At 46.7% G+C, this 16,882-nt stretch carries 18 protein-coding genes; 14 read left to right on the top strand and 4 right to left on the bottom strand.

Annotated elements, in window-relative coordinates:
• Positions 1–2: 2 nt before the first annotated feature.
• On the bottom strand, positions 3–731 hold the full coding sequence (locus TRQ2_RS04290; RefSeq protein ID WP_011943394.1) for a DUF5131 family protein: 729 nt from the start codon (positions 729–731) through the stop codon (positions 3–5).
• Positions 732–889: 158 nt separating this feature from the next.
• Between TRQ2_RS04290 and TRQ2_RS04285 the strand changes: the two genes are divergently transcribed.
• From TRQ2_RS04285 to TRQ2_RS04275, 3 genes are read left to right on the top strand one after another with little or no spacing between them, the layout of a single operon-like run.
• The gene (locus TRQ2_RS04285) at positions 890–3,373 is read left to right on the top strand and encodes an adenosylcobalamin-dependent ribonucleoside-diphosphate reductase (protein ID WP_012310771.1); all 2,484 of its coding nucleotides are present in this window, start codon (positions 890–892) and stop codon (positions 3,371–3,373) included.
• 12 nt (positions 3,374–3,385) lie between these two features.
• Entirely contained in the window at positions 3,386–4,243 is an 858-nt protein-coding gene (locus TRQ2_RS04280; protein WP_012310770.1) for an acetamidase/formamidase family protein, read from the top strand.
• Positions 4,244–4,245: 2 nt separating this feature from the next.
• Positions 4,246–4,800, top strand: coding sequence for a nitroreductase family protein (locus TRQ2_RS04275; protein WP_011943391.1), 555 nt, complete (start codon positions 4,246–4,248; stop codon positions 4,798–4,800).
• Between the two features lie 16 nt (positions 4,801–4,816).
• On the opposite strand, the gene TRQ2_RS04270 is transcribed toward TRQ2_RS04275, so the two are convergent.
• Entirely contained in the window at positions 4,817–5,914 is a 1,098-nt protein-coding gene (locus TRQ2_RS04270; RefSeq protein ID WP_012310769.1) for a KamA family radical SAM protein, read from the bottom strand.
• A 255-nt stretch (positions 5,915–6,169) separates the two neighbouring features.
• Here TRQ2_RS04270 and TRQ2_RS04265 point away from each other — a divergent pair, with 255 nt between their 5' ends.
• The 6 genes from TRQ2_RS04265 to TRQ2_RS04240 are packed head-to-tail and all read left to right on the top strand — an operon-like array spanning position 6,170 to position 10,361.
• A complete protein-coding gene (locus TRQ2_RS04265) occupies positions 6,170–6,535 on the top strand; it encodes a Fur family transcriptional regulator (protein WP_011943389.1) in 366 nt (121 codons plus the stop codon).
• On the top strand, positions 6,532–7,335 hold the full coding sequence (locus TRQ2_RS04260) for a metal ABC transporter substrate-binding protein (protein WP_012310768.1): 804 nt from the start codon (positions 6,532–6,534) through the stop codon (positions 7,333–7,335). The genes TRQ2_RS04265 and TRQ2_RS04260 overlap by 4 nt, the downstream gene beginning before the upstream one ends.
• On the top strand, positions 7,332–8,054 hold the full coding sequence (locus tag TRQ2_RS04255) for a metal ABC transporter ATP-binding protein (protein ID WP_011943387.1): 723 nt from the start codon (positions 7,332–7,334) through the stop codon (positions 8,052–8,054). The genes TRQ2_RS04260 and TRQ2_RS04255 overlap by 4 nt, the downstream gene beginning before the upstream one ends.
• Positions 8,051–8,848, top strand: a complete 798-nt coding sequence (locus TRQ2_RS04250) for a metal ABC transporter permease (protein WP_011943386.1) — start codon at positions 8,051–8,053, stop codon at positions 8,846–8,848. Before TRQ2_RS04255 ends, TRQ2_RS04250 begins: the two co-directional genes overlap by 4 nt.
• Complete coding sequence (locus TRQ2_RS04245; protein WP_011943385.1) at positions 8,845–9,507, top strand: response regulator transcription factor; 663 nt, start codon at positions 8,845–8,847, stop codon at positions 9,505–9,507. The genes TRQ2_RS04250 and TRQ2_RS04245 overlap by 4 nt, the downstream gene beginning before the upstream one ends.
• Positions 9,504–10,361: a HAMP domain-containing sensor histidine kinase gene (locus tag TRQ2_RS04240; protein WP_011943384.1), complete on the top strand. Its 858-nt coding sequence runs from the start codon at positions 9,504–9,506 to the stop codon at positions 10,359–10,361. Before TRQ2_RS04245 ends, TRQ2_RS04240 begins: the two co-directional genes overlap by 4 nt.
• On the opposite strand, the gene TRQ2_RS04235 is transcribed toward TRQ2_RS04240, so the two are convergent.
• Together TRQ2_RS04235 and TRQ2_RS04230 are read right to left on the bottom strand one after the other, a co-directional pair.
• Positions 10,307–11,695, bottom strand: a complete 1,389-nt coding sequence (locus TRQ2_RS04235; protein ID WP_012310767.1) for a pyruvate carboxylase subunit B — start codon at positions 11,693–11,695, stop codon at positions 10,307–10,309. The genes TRQ2_RS04240 and TRQ2_RS04235 overlap by 55 nt on opposite strands.
• Positions 11,685–12,761, bottom strand: coding sequence for a M20 family metallopeptidase (locus TRQ2_RS04230; protein WP_011943382.1), 1,077 nt, complete (start codon positions 12,759–12,761; stop codon positions 11,685–11,687). The genes TRQ2_RS04235 and TRQ2_RS04230 overlap by 11 nt, the downstream gene beginning before the upstream one ends.
• Positions 12,762–12,821: 60 nt before the next feature.
• Between TRQ2_RS04230 and TRQ2_RS04225 the strand changes: the two genes are divergently transcribed.
• The 5 genes from TRQ2_RS04225 (at position 12,822) to TRQ2_RS04205 (ending at position 16,879) form a co-directional block, all read left to right on the top strand.
• Positions 12,822–13,976, top strand: coding sequence for an MFS transporter (locus TRQ2_RS04225; protein WP_011943381.1), 1,155 nt, complete (start codon positions 12,822–12,824; stop codon positions 13,974–13,976).
• 216 nt (positions 13,977–14,192) lie between these two features.
• The gene (locus tag TRQ2_RS04220) at positions 14,193–14,969 is read left to right on the top strand and encodes a flagellin (protein ID WP_011943380.1); all 777 of its coding nucleotides are present in this window, start codon (positions 14,193–14,195) and stop codon (positions 14,967–14,969) included.
• A gap of 1 nt (position 14,970) precedes the next feature.
• The gene (locus TRQ2_RS04215; RefSeq protein ID WP_011943379.1) at positions 14,971–15,555 is read left to right on the top strand and encodes an isochorismatase family protein; all 585 of its coding nucleotides are present in this window, start codon (positions 14,971–14,973) and stop codon (positions 15,553–15,555) included.
• Complete coding sequence (locus TRQ2_RS04210) at positions 15,516–16,310, top strand: NAD(P)/FAD-dependent oxidoreductase (protein ID WP_012310766.1); 795 nt, start codon at positions 15,516–15,518, stop codon at positions 16,308–16,310. The genes TRQ2_RS04215 and TRQ2_RS04210 overlap by 40 nt, the downstream gene beginning before the upstream one ends.
• Entirely contained in the window at positions 16,307–16,879 is a 573-nt protein-coding gene (locus tag TRQ2_RS04205) for an MBL fold metallo-hydrolase (protein ID WP_011943377.1), read from the top strand. The genes TRQ2_RS04210 and TRQ2_RS04205 overlap by 4 nt, the downstream gene beginning before the upstream one ends.
• Positions 16,880–16,882 lie beyond the last annotated feature (3 nt).

Raw genomic sequence — 16,882 nt, 5'->3', positions numbered from 1 at the left:
CTTTATTGAAAGAGTTCAAGTAGTTCTTTTCGAGTTCTTTCGAAGTACTCATTCTCAAGTGCCCAGGAAAACCCTAGTTTTTCGTAAAAATCCTTCACACGCCATCGATAGTGCATGTCGTCGATAAACACGCAATCCACGTGAGGTTTCAACACGCTCGCCAGCTTTTTCGGGTTCATGGGAAGCATGGGACTGATGAAAACACAGGTCCTTATTCCATTTTCTTTCAGCACCTTCAAAACCTCCACTCTCTCCTCTATGGAACTCGCGTTGGGCTCGAACATCTTCCGGATTTCGTCGTCATCAGTTGTGACGCTGAGTCCAACCGAGATTCTTCTCATCTTCTTAAACAGGTCCAGGTCCCTTAAAACGAGTGTGGATTTTGTGAGAATCATCACCTCGATTTCCAGAAGCGGGAACTCCAGAAAGACTTCGAGACATCTTCGAGTGAGCTTGTACTCTTTCTCGATAGGTTGATACGGATCACACATGGTGCTCATGAAAACGTGGTGTGGTTTCTTCTTGATGATATCTTTTCTGAGAACTTCGGCTATGTTTCGTTTCACGATGATTTCTGACTTCCAGTTCATCTCTCTGTATCGCCGTGCGTAATCACTGGCGTAACAGTACACACAGGCATTGGTACAGCCCACGTAAGGGCTGAGAGTGTACCTTCTTTTCGATTCGGAATAAGTCAGTGCGCTCTTAACATTTATCTCTTTTACTCTCATCTTCAAAAGGATACCATGGGAAATTCTTTAGAAATTTTCCGATACTGTTTCAGAATATCCACCGGGATGGTGATGTATAATTTCTCGGGAAACCCTACCAAATGTTGAATCGCTGTGAAAAAATACACAATATGTTGTTAAAAAATAGGAGGGAGAGCATGAAGTTGTCCGATTTGATCTCAAAGTGGATCGATGTTGAACCTTCAAAAAATGCTCAGATAATCCTCAGAGACAGGTATTTCATGAAGGATCTGGATGGGAATTATCTGGAAACGAAATGGGAAGACGTGGCAAGAAGGGTGGCAAGAGTTGTAGCAACGGCAGAGCTTCTGAACCCATCGTACAAGAAGAACGAAAAACTCGACAGAATAAAAGAATGGGAGGATACCTTCTTCAGAGTTTTGAAAGCGAGGATCTTCATTCCAAACAGTCCCACCCTCTTCAACGCAGGACTCGGGGTGAAGCACGATCTCCTGTGGAAGCCCATCGATCAGATGACACTGGAAGATTACGAAGAAATTTACAGATCGAGAAACCATCTTCATATGCTCTCCGCGTGCTTCGTAGTACCCGTTGGCGACAGCATCGAAGAGATCTTTGAAGCGGTGAAAGAGTACGCACTCATAACGAAAGTGGGAGGAGGAGTGGGGAGTAACTTTTCTGAGTTGAGGCCGAAGGGCAGTTTTGTGGCAGGCACACACGGAAAAGCGTCCGGTCCCGTTTCTTTCATGCACGTTTTCAACTCCGCCATCTCCGTTGTGAAACAGGGTTACAGAAGACGCGGGGCACTGATGGGCATCTTGAACATAAACCATCCCGACATAGAAGAATTCATAGACGCAAAGAAAGAAAACACGGGAGAAGCGGTGCTGAACTTCTTCAACCTCTCTGTTGGATTTCCAATGGACAAGAAAGAGATTCTGAAACTCTACGAAGAAGACGGTGAACTCGAGCTTTCTCATCCAAGAAGCACGATCAGGAAGAAGGTTAAGATCAGAGAACTCTTCAGAAAGATCGCTACAAATGCCTGGAAGAGTGGAGACCCGGGACTTGCCTTCCTCGGAGAGATGAACAAATACTATCCACTCTACCCGCACAGAAAGATCAACTCGACCAATCCGTGCGGTGAAATCGGGCTTTCAGATTACGAAGCCTGCAACCTCGGTTCCATCGACGTTGCAAAGTTCTATAACAATGGTTTTGTGGATTTAGAAGCGCTTCAGGAACTCGTCCAGATAGCCGTTCGTTTCCTCGACAACGTCATCGATGTGAACGTGTTTCCAATAGACAAGATCACAAAAGCAGTCAAAGAGAGCAGAAGGCTCGGTCTTGGAATAATGGGATTTGCCGATCTCCTCTACAAGCTCGAAATTCCTTACAATTCTCAGGAAGCTCGTGATTTCGCGGCCAATCTCATGGCTTTCATAGCGCTCCAAGCACACAGAACTTCCTATGAACTCGGAAAAGAAAAAGGGAACTTCCCGCTCCTTGAGATCTCGAGGTACAGAACGGAAGACAACTTCGTGCCTTTCGCTATGGGTATGAGCAACTACGACGATGAAATAAGAGAAGTCATGAAGATGACAAAAGAGTTCAGAAGAAACGTCGCTCTTCTGACGATCGCACCCACCGGTTCGATCTCGAACATAGCAGACACTTCGTCAGGATTGGAACCAAACTTCCTCCTCGCATACACCAGATTCGTGACGAAGGAAGACGGGACGAAAGAGCCTCTTCTCTACGTGAACCAGGTGCTCAGAGAGAAATTGAATCCGGAGATCCTCAAGAAGATAGAGAAAGAACTCATAGAGAAGGGAAGCTTGAAGGATATCCCGGATGTTCCGGAGAAAATAAAGAAAGTCTTTGTGGTCGCACTCGATATAGATCCGATGGATCACCTGCTCATGCAGGATGCATTCCAGAGGTACGTTGATAACAACATCTCCAAAACGATCAACATGCCTCAGAGCGCAACCGTGGATGATGTTCTCAACGTGTACCTTGAAGCCCTCAGAACAAACGTTAGGGGCATCACCGTGTACAGAGATGGCTCTCTGCAAACGCAAGTGCTGACGAAAGCCTTGAAGACACCGGAGGCTCCAAAGGTCCAGTTCTTCGTCGTCGATGAGAAGCTGAAGCTCCACCCAAGACCGAGAAAAGATACTCTCAGAAGTGTCACAAGGAAGTACAAGAGGCCCGATGGTACCACTTACATAACGATATCTTTCGACGACACGGGAGAAGCAGTGGAGATATTCATTTCCAACGGCAGTGAAATGGCCGAAGCGATAGGAAGACTCTCTTCAGTAGCGCTCAGAGCTGGAGTTTCAATAGATGAAATAGTGGAACAGCTTTCGAAGGTGAAAGGAGAATACTGCAAGGGTCTCGCCGAAGAAATCAAGAAAGCGCTTGAAGACTTCGCAAAACTGTGGCTCAGAACGGGTAAAGAGGCACCAGAGAGCGAGGAAGAGCCGATCGAAAGAGAAAAGTTCATAGTGGCACACAACCTCAGATGGCAAAGCGGTTACTACGTGGACGACGAAGGAAACGTGTACTGTCCCGTTTGTCTCTCGAAGAACTCTCTGATAAAGCAAGAAGGATGTGTGAGCTGTAAGAACTGCGGCTGGTCAAAGTGTGAGTGAGGAGATGAGAACATGAAGATTGTACCAGCCCAGAGGTGTGTATACTCGTTTTCTGCGAGCATGGTACCCGTGGAAGAGGTATACCCTGGTGAACAGGTCGTGTTCGAAACACTCGATGCACTTGGTGGTAATTACGATAAAATCGATTTTTCGAAGGTGAATCCAGCGGCGGGACCTGTATTTGTCAACGGTGCAAAGCCCGGAGACACACTGAAGGTTCGGATAAAGAGGATAGAACTTCCTCGAAGAGGAGTGATCGTAACTGGCAAGGGGTTCGGAGTTCTCGGTGACGAAGTGGAGGGTTTTCACACAAAAGAACTGGAAATAGAGAAATGGGCCGTTCTGTTCGATGGTATGAGGATTCCAATTCACCCGATGGTAGGAGTGATCGGTGTCGCACCTCAGGAAGGAGAGTACCCAACAGGAACAGCCCACAGACATGGGGGAAACATGGACACGAAAGAGATAACAGAGAACGTCACGGTGCACCTTCCAGTGTTCCAGGAAGGTGCACTTCTTGCTCTGGGAGACGTCCACGCAACGATGGGAGACGGAGAAGTGTGCGTCTCCGCGTGCGAAGTCCCTGCAAAAGTGGTTGTGGAGATCGATGTATCCAAGGAAGAAATCAAATGGCCCGTGATTGAAACGAACGATGCCTACTACATCATCGTTTCTCTTCCAGATATCGAAGAGGCTCTGAAAGAAGTCACACGCGAAGCGGTGTGGTTCATCCAGAGGAGGAAAACCGTTCCCTTCACAGATGCCTACATGCTTGCCAGTCTCTCCGTCGATGTGGGTATCTCTCAGCTCGTGAATCCCGCTAAGACTGTGAAGGCTCGCATTCCAAAATACATCTTCACGGGGGTATGAGGATGCTCTACGACCTTGCAAAACAGCGAAAGACCGTGAGAAAATTCAGAGAAGAAAAGCCTTCCATTGAGAAGTTGATGTACTGTCTGAAGATGGCGAACGAGGCTCCCTCGGGAATGAATGCTCAACCCTGGAGATTTCTCGTCGTAGAAGATGAAGAAATGAAAAGACAAATCAGGGAAACCTGTGAAAAGGCCGAGAAAGACTTCTACGAAAACGTGAGAGGAAAACTTAAAGAATGGCTCAACGAAAACAGTTTCAACTGGAAAAAACCCTTTCTCGAAGAAGCACCATATCTTCTGCTCGTGTTCTCAAAAAAAGACGCACCCTATTCGAGAGAATCTGTCTGGCTCGCGATCGGATATCTTCTCCTCGCATTGGAAGAACAGGGACTTGGAACCGTCCCGTACACACCGCCGAATCCAAATGAAATAGCAAAAATCGTGAACACACCATCAGATTTGAGATTTGAGGTAATACTCCCGGTTGGATACCCGGACGATCCGAAACCCAAGTATCCAAGAGAAGAAGTGAAAGTGAGTTTCAACCACTTTTAATCTCCGGCAGGGGGATTCACACGGTGTATTCTTCCAAAAGTTCACTGTAGTCGTCGAACCAGAGCGCCTGGGAATTCCTCTTGTACACCATGACTTTTCCTCTATTCTTCTCATCGTGTGCTCTATGGTATTTGAAAACGATGAAATTTTTCGTGAGGGCTGCGATTTCTATCTTCCCTGTTCTGTGAGACATAACGTATCTGACCCGCTTGGCGACACCAGATATGTTCGAAATCGCCTTCGTGAAGATCTCGTAACCCTCTTCAATCGGAACGGCGAATTTCCTGTTTCCAGAAACAGGCCTGTTCTGGAACACGTAGTAGGGAGTCACTCCAACAAAGGAAAGTCTGTCCAGAAGCTCACCGAGCACTTCAGGATCGTCGTTTATTCCCCTCAGAAGAGGAGTCTGATTGCAAAGCATCGCTCCTGCGTCTTTCAAAAGATTCACCGCTTCTATCGCTTCCCTGGTCAGTTCCCGGGGGTGGTTGAACTGTGTCATCACGTATATCTTCTTCTCTTTTGTGCTGTACTTTCTGATCATCATCAACAGATCCGGATCGTCTATTATTCTGTAAGGGTTAAACGCTGGTATCTTGCTACCTATTCTGATAATTTGAACGTGATTTATCTCTCTCAAGGAACTCACTATCTTTTCCAGCTTTTCTGTCGATAAAAGCAGCGGATCTCCTCCCGTGAGCAAAACGTTCGTTATCTCTTTGTGAGTGCGGATGTAATCGAGTTGAGGTGTGATGTCTCGTATGACTTCGGCTCCAACGTTTATGAAGAGTCTCTTCCTGAAACAAAATCTGCAAAATCCACCACAAACATCGTTCACAAGAAAGAGGGCCGTGTCCGGGTATTTGTGCTGAAGCCCCTTCGCAACGGTGTAAGATTTTTCGTTAGAAGCATCCAGCGTTCCCCACTCCTCAAGTTCATCCTCCTCGGGTACTACGATCTTCCTGATAGGGTCATCAGGGTCTGACCAGTCTATGAGACTCAAGTAATAAGAGTTGGCTCTGAATCGGTACTTTTCCTCTATCCTCTTCAACCTCTCTCTTTCTTCAGGAGACAATTGTTCCACCTGTGTTATGCTGGTGTAGTATTTCACCTTCAATCGAATCACCTCCTGATTTTTGTTTTAACAAAGTTATATTTTCTAAAATAAACCCCTTAAAAAATCGAAGAACTCAGCTTCGACGAATACGACATCTGCCATCCATTTTCATTATACCATAATACGGTATAATCGGAGAGCACGATGAATACTGAGAAATATATCATCAGTACAATGTTTGAATGATATCTTGAAATCAGCGACTGTGTGTAGTACAATATAACTTGCAAATGCTTTGCATTTGCAGGTGAGAGTATGAGGATGACAAAAAACAGGGAAGCCGTTTTCGAAATAATCGAATCTTCCAGAGTTCCTCTCACTGCCGAGGAGATACATCGAAAACTGGATGTGAACCTCTCCACGGTCTACAGGGCTTTGAAGTTTTTAGAGGAAAGAAATCTCGTGGGTTCTTTCAGTGTGGGTGGCCCGAGATACTTCTTCAAGAAGAAAAGACACTATCACTTTTTGATCTGTGAGAAATGCGGGAAGCTCTTTCCTTTCGAAGAATGCGTGGATGAATTTCTTAAAAAACTCCAGGAAAAGTACGATTTTTCTGAAGAAAGTCATCTGTTTTTGATTCACGGAATCTGTAAGGAATGCAAAAAGGAGGTGGAAAAATGAGGAGGATTCTTCTCCTTCTAGTACTCGCTGTCACCGTTTTGAGTTTCGGCAAAACTATCGTGACCACGATAAACCCGTACTACCTCATCGTTTTTCAACTGCTCGGCGATACGGCGAGCGTAAAGCTCCTTGTTCCCCCTGGAGCGAATCCACACTTGTTTTCACTAAAGCCTTCCGACGCTAAGACTCTGGAAGAAGCGGATCTGATCGTAGCGAACGGACTCGGATTGGAAACGTATTTGGAAAAATACAAAGAAAAGACAGTTTTCGTTTCAGACTTCATTCCAGCACTTCTTCTCGTCGACGAGAACCCTCACATCTGGCTCGATCCTTTCTTCCTCAAATACTACATTGTTCCTGGACTGTACCAGGTTCTCATCGAGAAATTCCCGGAAAAACAGAGTGAAATAAGACAGAAAGCAGAAGAGATCGTAAGCGGACTGGACACCGTGATCAGAGAATCTTTCGAAACTCTCCTTCCCTACACCGGAAAAACAGTGGTGATGGCTCATCCGAGTTTTACGTACTTCTTCAAGGAATTCGGCCTGGAATTGATACCACTCTCCAGCGGTCATGAACACAGCACGAGTTTTTCCACGATCAAAGAGATCCTCAGGAAAAAAGAACAGATTGCTGCCCTGTTCAGAGAACCACAGCAGCCGGCAGAGATTCTTTCGAGCCTCGAAAAAGAACTGAGAATGAAGAGCTTCGTGCTCGATCCCCTCGGAGTGAACGGAGAAAAGACGATCGTGGAACTCCTGAGAAAGAATCTTTCTGTGATCCAGGAGGCGCTGAAATGAAAATCGTGGAAGTGAAGAATCTGACCTACAGAATAAACGATTTTGAGATCCTGAAGAATGTAACCTTCTCCGTGGAAGAAGGTGAATTCGTTGGAGTAATCGGCCCGAACGGAGCAGGAAAAACCACACTTGTGAGAATTCTGGTGGGGGAGATAAAGAATTACGAAGGCAAGGTAGAAGTCAGAGGGAAGATAGGATACCTTCCACAGCTCCATCAGGTTCAGAGAGAGTTTCCCATCACCGTAAAAGAGTTCGCTGCGATGGGAATGTACGGCAGGTACAGAAAGATAGACTGGGAAAAGGTGAGATCGACCTTGAAAGATGTGGGGATCCTTCACAAAGAAAACGATCCGATAAAGAACCTCTCAGGTGGTGAATTCCAGAGACTCTCACTCGCGAGGGCCCTTCTTTCAGATCCGGATATTCTCGTATTGGACGAACCTGAGGCTGGAGTGGATGAAATGGGAAAGGCTTCCTTTTACGAGCTTCTGAACCGATTGAGGAAAGAAAAAAATATCACAGTCATCATGGTCAGCCACGACATCGGAATGGTGTTCAAAGAATGCAGCACCATCATGTGTCTCAACAGGACCCTTCACTGTCATGGTCCAACTGAAACGATCAACCCTGAAGACCTCAAGAGAATCTTCACAGACTTCGACATATGGATCAGAGGAACAAGACACTACGAGATCTACCATGGGAGGGAGAGAGATTGAGCTTCTTTCACGATCTCGTTGAGTACAGTTTCTTAAGGACAGCTTTCGTTGGGGGAATCCTGGTCGCGTCTTTATCCGGCCTTGTTTCTCCAATAGTGGTTTTTAGAAGGATGGAGTTCATAGGAGATGGAACCGCACACGCAGTCTTTGCCGGGCTTGCTGTAGCCACTCTCATCGGAGCGGATCACAGATTGATTGCCTTTGCCACGGCTCTTCTTTTCGCTTTTGCGGTGAGTCTCTTTTCTCGCTCCAGGATCAGCGAAAGCAGTGCCATAGGCATCCTCCTTCCCTTCTTCATGGCCGTTGGAGTGGTTCTCTTTTCTGTTTCGGGAAGGTATCAGACAGATGTGATGGGGTATCTGTTCGGTGACGTACTTCTTGTGAACAGCACCGACGTCGCGATAACGGCCGTTGTCCTTTCCCTGAGCGTGATCCTCACCGTGGTGTTCAGATGGGACATCAAGTATTTCATAGTAGATGAAAAAATGGCCAGGTTTTATGGCATAAAAACAGATCTCATCCGTTTTCTGATCACCTCGTTCATCGCTATCACCGTGGTGACGACCGTCAAAGTGGTTGGTGTGATTCTCACAGGTGCTCTTCTGATCCTTCCCGGACTCGTCTCGAAAATATTTGGAAAATCCTTCTGGTCACTCACAACAATATCCGTCATCTTCAGCACCGGCGTTTTCTTCGCGGGGTTTCTGACCGCTTACAATCTCGACCTGCCACCAGGTCCGGTCATTGTGATCATCGCTTTCGTTTCTTTCCTTCCAATGCTAAAATTCTCATGATGTGGGAGATAGCCGTTGTGGATGACGACAAAAATATTCTGAAAACGGTGAGTGAAAAACTCCAGCAGTTGGGACAGGTGAAAACCTTCCTCACAGGAGAAGATTTTTTGAACGACGAGGAAGTCTTTCATGTTGTGGTTCTGGACGTCATGCTTCCAGACTACAGTGGTTACGAGATCTGCAGGATGATAAAAGAAACCCGACCCGAAACCTGGGTGATACTCCTAACGCTCCTTTCCGATGATGAAAGCGTTCTGAAAGGATTCGAAGCGGGGGCGGACGACTACGTGACAAAACCGTTCAATCCAGAGATTCTCCTCGTGAGAGTGAAAAGATTTCTGGAGAGGGAAAAGAAGGGACTGTACGACTTCGGGGATCTGAAGATAGATGCCTCTGGTTTTACTGTGTTTTTGAAGGGGAAAAGAATACATCTTCCCAAAAAAGAATTCGAGATACTGCTCTTTCTCGCAGAAAACGCCGGAAAAGTCGTCACGCGAGAGAAACTCCTGGAAACCTTTTGGGAAGACCCTGTCTCACCAAGGGTTGTGGACACAGTCATAAAGAGAATCAGAAAAGCCATAGAGGACGACCCAAACCGTCCTCGATACATAAAGACCATCTGGGGTGTGGGTTACATGTTCACGGGGGGAGAAAGATGATATCTTTGAGAACCTTTCTTATCACCTTTCTTGTGAATATAGCCTTACTTGGAATCTTCTGGGGAAACAGGATGAACTTTGTGGATGTCGTTATTTTCTCTTTCTTTTCAGCGCTCTTTGTTAGTCTCGCTACTCATATTCTGGTGACCAGCAGACTGAGGAAGCTCAGAGAAGCTGTAGCCAGAAAAAGTCGATTCGAAGATTTCCTGAACGATGAGATCACAAAACTTGCCGAAGAGGTGAATTCGATAGTCGAAAATTCGCTGATTCAGGAAAAAGAAACGGAAAAATTGAAAGACATCGTCACCGGTTTTGTGCACGATGTGAAATCGCTCGTATGGAATGAGGTTGAGGACGAAAATTTGCAGAAAATCATAGAAGAATTCTACGAATTTGCCAAGCTCGAAGCTGGTCTTGAAAGGTTGAGAAAAGAGCCGGTTAATCTCGTCGAACTCGTGAACGACGTGGTGGAAAAATTCCCAGGAAAAGTCATTTTCAAGTACGATGACGTCGTGGAAGTCGAAGCTGATCCCATGAAGCTTTTCAGAGCCTTTTACAACGTGATAGAAAACGCTGTGAAGTATTCTGCGGGACCGGTGGAGGTCCACGTGAAAAAAGACAAAGTCATCGTGAAAGGTCCCGGACCAGAGATCCCCTATGAGGTGCGTGCAAATCTTTTCGAGAAAAAGAAAAAAAGCAAAGGTACAGGACTGGGCCTGTACCTCGCAAGAGAATTCTTCGAAATGCATGGCTTCAGAATCGCTTACAGGAGAGAAGGAGATTACAACGTTTTTGAGATTTACACTGGATACACCGGCATGTCATCGGTAAAGTCAGAGAGAGACTCGAGATAGTTGAAGTCCACACCGATCTTCTCCTCGTACTTCTTCCTCAAAAATTTCTTACCAACCTCTCCCAGGATCACAGCAATGAGGAGATCTTCGTCTGTTTCAGCAAGAATTCCCAATTCTTTCCTTGCTTTGTCCAGTTCGGGTTCCAAAAGATCAGCAGGTCTGAAATCTATGGGCTTCTCATCACCGAGAATTTTTCTCATCAGTTCTGGATCGATCGGTGCGGGTGGCCTACCATAGAGTCCCTTCACGTAATTCTTCGTTTCGTTGGTTATCCGCTCGTATCTACCATAGACCACGTTGAGAAACGCCTGAACACCCACGATCTGACTTGTTGGTGTGACGAGTGGTGGATAACCGAGGTCTTTTTGGACCCTCGGAACCTCCTCGAGCACCTTATCAAGCAGGTGTTCCATCCTCTGCTCCTTCAGTTGCTTGAGAAGGTTGGAGTACATACCACCGGGAATCTGCGAGAATATGATCCTCGAATCTGGATACTTCATCCCCACATCGTACTCAACGTATTTCATTCTCACCTTCGTGAAATGATCCACCAGAAACTTCAGCGCTTCTCTGTCAAAATCCTCTTTTCCGTTTCCTCTGAAAGCGTAATACATGGTTTCAAAAGTTGGCTGAGACGTTCCCATAGAAAACGGAGAAATAGCCGTATCGAAAAAATCCGCCCCTGCTTCGTAAGCCGCTTGATACGCAAGGGGAGCAAAGCCTGTGGTACAGTGAGAGTGGACCTCAACGGGAACACCGAACTTCTCTTTCAAAGCCCTGACGAGTTCGTAAGCCCTTTTTGGAGTGAGAAGCCCCGCCATGTCCTTTATACAAATCGAGTCCACTCCCATATCCAGAAGTTTTCTTGCGAAGTCAAGATAGTAATCGAGAGTGTGGACAGGACTCACCGTGTAACTGATCGCTACCTGAACATGAAGACCGTGCTTTTTTGACTCTTCAATAGATTTCTGCAGGTTTCTTTCATCGTTCAGCGCATCGAAGATACGTATGATATCCAGTCCATACTCCGCCACTTTCTTTATGAAAAGCTCCACAACATCGTCCGCGTAGTGCCTGTAGCCAACGAGATTCTGTCCTCTCAGAAGCATCTGAATCTTCGTGTTCTTCAAACCCTCTCTTATCTTTTTCAACCTCTCCCATGGATTTTCGTTCAGAAATCTAACGGCGACATCGAAGGTTGCTCCTCCCCAGACTTCCATGGAGTGAAAATTCATTCTGTCGAACGCTTCGAGAGCAGGCAGCATATCTTCCGTTCTCATCCTCGTCGCAATCAGAGATTGATGTCCATCTCTTAAGGTTGTATCAACGAACATTTTTTTCACCTCCAAGTTTTCTCAAAAGATGTACAACCAGATTCACCCTATCTTCAAATTGATCGAGTCTCGCGTATTCATCCTCGGAGTGCATCTTACCACCGGGAATACCCAGGCCGTCTATGGAAGGAACGCCGTTCTGCGAGAAAAACGCCACGTCTCCTCCACCAGTTGCCCTCACAAAACTCACAGTCATTCCAATCTCTTCGGCAGACATCTTCACGATGTTCACAAAATCAGGATCTTCTTTCATAGGAAGCCTTCTGAGTTTCAAGCTGTAAGAAACGTTCGCTTCAGGATGTACAGCAGAGAGTCGTTTCAGTGTTTCTTCGAGAAACTCGTACTCTTTGTCATCGTAGTACCTGACATCGAAATAAACCTCCGCTTTGTCCGGTGTCACGTTGCTTTCCGCACCACCCTTTACGATCGTTGGATTCAGAGTAAGGTTTGGAAATCTCCCGTTCAGTGAAGTGAGTTCCATCACTTTGAAAGCCAGTTCAACGATCGCGTTGGCTCCTTCGTCCAGTCTCGAAGCGTGTCCTTTTTTTCCGCGAGCGAACAACCACAGGGAGATGATTCCCTTCCTGGAGGATATGAGCTCTCCGTTTTCTCTTCCCGGCTCGAAGGATAGACAGTGGGAACTCATACCGGCAACTTCTTTGAACAATTCTCCACTGAGCGGTGATCCCAGTTCTTCATCCACATTCAGAACCACACAGAGATCGGTGTCGTTCTGTTGGAGGAATCTTTTCAAAGACTCAAGGAGAATCACAACTCCCCCTTTCATGTCACAAACACCAGGACCCTTGGCGATGTTTCCTTCTATTGTGAAAGGTCTTCTCTTCGATTCACCTTCGGGAAAGACGGTGTCGAGATGTCCTATGAGGGTAATGTAAGGCGGTTTCCCACGGAAGGCCACGTAAGCGGCTTCCCTTTTTTCCACTCTGAAACCAAGGTCTTCGAGGATTTCTGTCAGAAACGACGTTCGCCTCAGCTTCTCTTCGAATGGAAGATCGGGTCCTGTGTCGATGTTCACGAGTTTTTTGTAAATTTCGATCCACTTCATTTTTATCCCTCCAATTACATTATACTATCTTTTGAGAAAACCCTGGTGAGGAGGGATGTTATGTCCAGAAAAAAGGCCTTTCTATTCATCGTGCTTTTGGGGCTGGTCAGTCTCTTCGCGGACGTTACTTACGAAGGGGCAAGGAGCATCATTGGACCGTTCATGAAGACACTGGGAGCGAGCGCCGCCGCTCTTGGATTTGCCGTAGGACTCGGTGAGCTCACAGGATACGCCTTCAGATTGATTTCGGGAATTCTGAGCGATAAGACACGGAAGTACTGGCTTTTCACCATCCTGGGATACGCGATAAATCTCTTTGCGGTACCGGCTCTCGCACTTGCAGGAAACTGGCAGACAGCGCTTGTTCTCATCATCGCCGAAAGATTTGGGAAGGCCCTGAGAACTCCCGCAAGGGATGTCTTGCTCTCTTTCGCTTCTGAAGAAGTTGGAATGGGCAAAGGCTTTGGCATTCATGAGGCACTAGATCAGATCGGTGCCATCTTGGGACCTCTTGCGCTCACATTCGCCCTCGCATTTGGAAAAAGTTACAGATTTTGCTTTTTCATCCTTCTCATACCGGCTCTCGTTGCAATGGTTCTTCTCCTCACGGCACGTATAACTTTCCCAGCTCCTCAGGAAATGAAGAAGAGAAAAGACAATCCAGTGGATCGAAATCTGGGAAAGACTTACTGGTTCTATCTTGCCATCGTTTCGATGGTGGCCTTTGCCTTCGTTGATTTTCCTATCATCGCATACCACATGAAGAGTTTTGAAGTCACGAAAGATTTCTTCGCCCCTGCGACTTACTCACTCGCGATGGCCGTGGATGCGGTGGCTGCGCTGGTTTTCGGTCATTTGTTCGATAAAAAGGGTTTCGTTGCCCTGGCCTACGCGCTTCTTCTCTCTTCTTTCTTTCCCTTGCTTTCTTTTTCGAACAGTTTTCCGCTCATCTTTGCCGGAGTGATTCTCTGGGGAATCGGTATGGGAGCGCAGGAATCGATCATGAGAGCGGTTGTAGCGAAGATCGTACCTGCAGAAAAGCGTGGATTCGCTTACGGAATGTTCTTCACCGTGTACGGTGTTTTCTGGTTCTCTGGATCGTGGATCATGGGAACGCTCTACGATATCAACCGGTTCTATCTGATACTGTTCTCTTTCGTAATACAGTTTGCAGCGGCTCTGCTCCTTCTTAGAATGAAAAGATACGAATGGTGAACCATCCTGCCTCTTATGAGGCAGGGTTTTCTGCTTCAACCCGTGATGGCTCGTAGACCCTTTTTAGGTTCCGCCGCCAGAGCACGGTCAACGGGCATGAACTCGGACAGCTCCCGCCCTACTCAACGATCGTGATTTTTGGCCGCAATTTCATTATGGCGTATTAAGGTGGAGCCTTAGTCTGATAAAATTCATTATGGAAAGGGGGGATTCAGGATGAGGGTGAACGATGTAAGTCTGATGCGGTACATTCAGCAACTCAGCCTTGAAAGAAAAGCCCCCACACCGGGAAGTTTTCTCTTCAACACAGTATCCGAACTTACCATTCAGCAGAAATTGAGAGGACAGATAGAAGGATACAAAACGACACTTTCACAAATATACAACGGAATAGGTCTTCTGAACACGGCCGATTCGGGACTTGAAAGCATATCAACATCGCTTCAGAGGGCAAGAGAACTCGCCGTTCAGGCTTCGAACGCTACTCTCACAGACGTAGAAAGATCCATGACACAGAAAGAATACGAAGAAATAATGCGCGGTGTGAAAAGGATTATCCAGCAGACAACTTACAACGAACAGAGGGTGCTCGCTGGAGACGTTCGAAACCTTGTGATCCAGACGGGACCCAATGAAGGACAGAACGTAACGGTGAACATACCAAACCTCGAAGAGACTCTCTCCGAACTGTTTGAAGTGGACCTTTCCACCTTCGAAGGAGCACAAAGATCTCTTGAAACCATAGATCAAGCTCTGGAAAACATCTCTCAGATCAGAGGAAACGTTGGATCCTGGATGAACAGGCTGGAGTCTTCAGCGAGAAGTGTGATGAACAGCTACACGGAGCTCTTCAAAACAGAAAGCCTTTTCGAACCGAACGTGGCAGAACTTCTCCTCGAGTCAACGAAGGAAGACATTTTGAGACAGACGGCACTGACCGGAATTCTCTTCAGAATGGAAAATGCGGGAAACGTACTCAAACTCTTGATGTAGTATGTTTTATTTCCCAGAAAGAGAAAAGAAAAGATTCACTTTGAAAAGGCCAGCACTTCTCATCATCGATCTTCAAAGTTATTTCACCTCTCCTGACTCCCCAGCATACCTCCGGGGAGTGGAGGTTGCTATCGAAAACATCAGAAAACTGAAGATCTCCTTCGAAAGAGCGAAACTTCCCGTGATAGCCACAGTCCACGTAGGAGCGTCCCCGATGATGAAGAAGTGGTGGGGAAACGAAGTGGATAAAAGGTGGGCCGTTCCCGTTTTTTCCGATGTTCTTCTTTTTGAAAAGAACACGTACGACGCGTTTTATTCAACGAAACTCGAAGAGGAGCTCAGATCAAGAAACGTCAACCAGCTGATCATAACAGGTGTGATGACACATCTTTGCTGTGAAACTACAGCCCGAAGCGCTTTTGTGAGAAACTTCGAAGTGATAATGGTGGAGGACGCGCTGTGGGATAAAAACGAATGGTACCACTTCTCTTCACTGAAAAACCTGGCACATGGAGTCGCGTACATCGCAAAGACGGAGGAGATCCTGTGCGCGTTGGAATCGTTGGAGCAGGGCCAGCAGGAGTAGCAGCCGCTGTGTTTCTGAGGAGGTACAACGTTCACGTTACAGTGTTCGAAAAAAACAGGGTGGGGGGACTTTTGCGGAACGCCCATCTCGTTGAAAACATCCCGGTTTTGCCTCCAGCCCCCGGTGAAGAGATCTGCAAAACACTGGAGAAAAGATTATTTGAATCTGGTGCTGAACTCATAAGGGAAGAAGTTGTAAAGGTGGAAAACGAAAAGATTCTGACAGAAAGAGAAACTTATTCGTTCGATTACGTGATCGTTGCAAGTGGCACGATTCCAAAGAGGATTCCAGAGTTCGAAGTATCTAAGAATGTGGTCTATGAATTCATCGATCTTCCAGAATTCGAGCAACTCGCAATCTATGGAGCAGGAGACGCTGCATTCGACAGCGCTTTGAACGCTCTCAGGAGAGGAAAAGAGGTACATCTTTTCAACAGAGGCAGCAGAATCAGAGCGCTTCCCCTCCTGGTCGAGAGAGCGAAAAAATACGAGAAATTCTATTATCATGAAAGATGCCCCATCCTCAAGGTGGAAGAAGAGGGCAAAATGGTTAAACTGAAAACAGAACACGGTGTTTTCACCTTCGACGCTCTCCTTTTGTCTGTGGGCAGGGTCCCAAATACTTCTTTCGTTGAACCTGGAGAAAGAACTTTCATTGTTGGGGATGCGAGAGGTGGTTTCAGACAGGCATCGATAGCGATGGGCAGTGCCATCGAAACAGCGATGGAGATCCTGAGAAGAGAGGGAACAGTATGAAAGTCAGCAGATACACAACTTCGCCGCCGTTCGATGTGAACACCTACGTGTTTGAGATTGATGGTACTCTCTACGTGATAGATCCAGGAGAAGGGATCTCTCAATTCGTCAGCAAGCCAGTCGTTGTCCTCGTCACACACGGCCACTGTGACCACATATCGGGAATCCTGGAACTGGATGTGAGAGGTCTTTTCATCTCTCCCGAAGACGCCTTCACGCTGACAGATCCTGCCGCGAACCTTTCCAGTGATTTCATGGACCATTCGGTGATCGTCGATCTTCCATGGGAGAACATCGATCTTCATTTCAGAACCCTTAAGGTGCCAGGTCACACAAAAGGGTCTCGATTCATCATCTTCGACGGAGTGGTTTTCACCGGAGATACGGTCTTTGCCGACACGATCGGAAGAATAGACCTTGGAGGATCGGAAGAGAAAATGAAAACCACGCTGAAAAAGGTGAAAGAGTTCTTCAAAAATCTTCCAGAGGACTGGCTCGTGTGTCCGGGCCACGGCGAGATCACAACTGTGGGAGATCTTCTGAAAAGGAACATATTCCTGGGGAGGTAAAAG

Origin of the sequence: Thermotoga sp. RQ2 (genome assembly GCF_000019625.1) — a bacterium.
Taxonomy (GTDB): domain Bacteria; phylum Thermotogota; class Thermotogae; order Thermotogales; family Thermotogaceae; genus Thermotoga; species Thermotoga maritima.
The sequence above is the reverse complement of the archived record's forward strand: the minus strand, read 5'-3'. Positions and strand labels throughout refer to the sequence as shown.

Excerpts from the sequence above, each read along its gene's own strand:
- TRQ2_RS04220 (WP_011943380.1), top strand. The coding sequence starts at position 14,193 with ATGAGGGTGAACGATGTAAGTCTGATGCGGTACATTCAGCAACTCAGC.
- TRQ2_RS04230 (WP_011943382.1), bottom strand. The coding sequence starts at position 12,761 with ATGAAGTGGATCGAAATTTACAAAAAACTCGTGAACATCGACACAGGA.
- TRQ2_RS04225 (WP_011943381.1), top strand. The coding sequence starts at position 12,822 with ATGTCCAGAAAAAAGGCCTTTCTATTCATCGTGCTTTTGGGGCTGGTC.
- TRQ2_RS04265 (WP_011943389.1), top strand. The coding sequence starts at position 6,170 with ATGAGGATGACAAAAAACAGGGAAGCCGTTTTCGAAATAATCGAATCT.
- TRQ2_RS04275 (WP_011943391.1), top strand. The coding sequence starts at position 4,246 with ATGCTCTACGACCTTGCAAAACAGCGAAAGACCGTGAGAAAATTCAGA.
- TRQ2_RS04240 (WP_011943384.1), top strand. The coding sequence starts at position 9,504 with ATGATATCTTTGAGAACCTTTCTTATCACCTTTCTTGTGAATATAGCC.
- TRQ2_RS04245 (WP_011943385.1), top strand. The coding sequence starts at position 8,845 with ATGATGTGGGAGATAGCCGTTGTGGATGACGACAAAAATATTCTGAAA.
- TRQ2_RS04215 (WP_011943379.1), top strand. The coding sequence starts at position 14,971 with ATGTTTTATTTCCCAGAAAGAGAAAAGAAAAGATTCACTTTGAAAAGG.
- TRQ2_RS04290 (WP_011943394.1), bottom strand. The coding sequence starts at position 731 with ATGAGAGTAAAAGAGATAAATGTTAAGAGCGCACTGACTTATTCCGAA.
- TRQ2_RS04205 (WP_011943377.1), top strand. The coding sequence starts at position 16,307 with ATGAAAGTCAGCAGATACACAACTTCGCCGCCGTTCGATGTGAACACC.
- TRQ2_RS04255 (WP_011943387.1), top strand. The coding sequence starts at position 7,332 with ATGAAAATCGTGGAAGTGAAGAATCTGACCTACAGAATAAACGATTTT.
- TRQ2_RS04235 (WP_012310767.1), bottom strand. The coding sequence starts at position 11,695 with ATGTTCGTTGATACAACCTTAAGAGATGGACATCAATCTCTGATTGCG.
- TRQ2_RS04260 (WP_012310768.1), top strand. The coding sequence starts at position 6,532 with ATGAGGAGGATTCTTCTCCTTCTAGTACTCGCTGTCACCGTTTTGAGT.
- TRQ2_RS04280 (WP_012310770.1), top strand. The coding sequence starts at position 3,386 with ATGAAGATTGTACCAGCCCAGAGGTGTGTATACTCGTTTTCTGCGAGC.
- TRQ2_RS04285 (WP_012310771.1), top strand. The coding sequence starts at position 890 with ATGAAGTTGTCCGATTTGATCTCAAAGTGGATCGATGTTGAACCTTCA.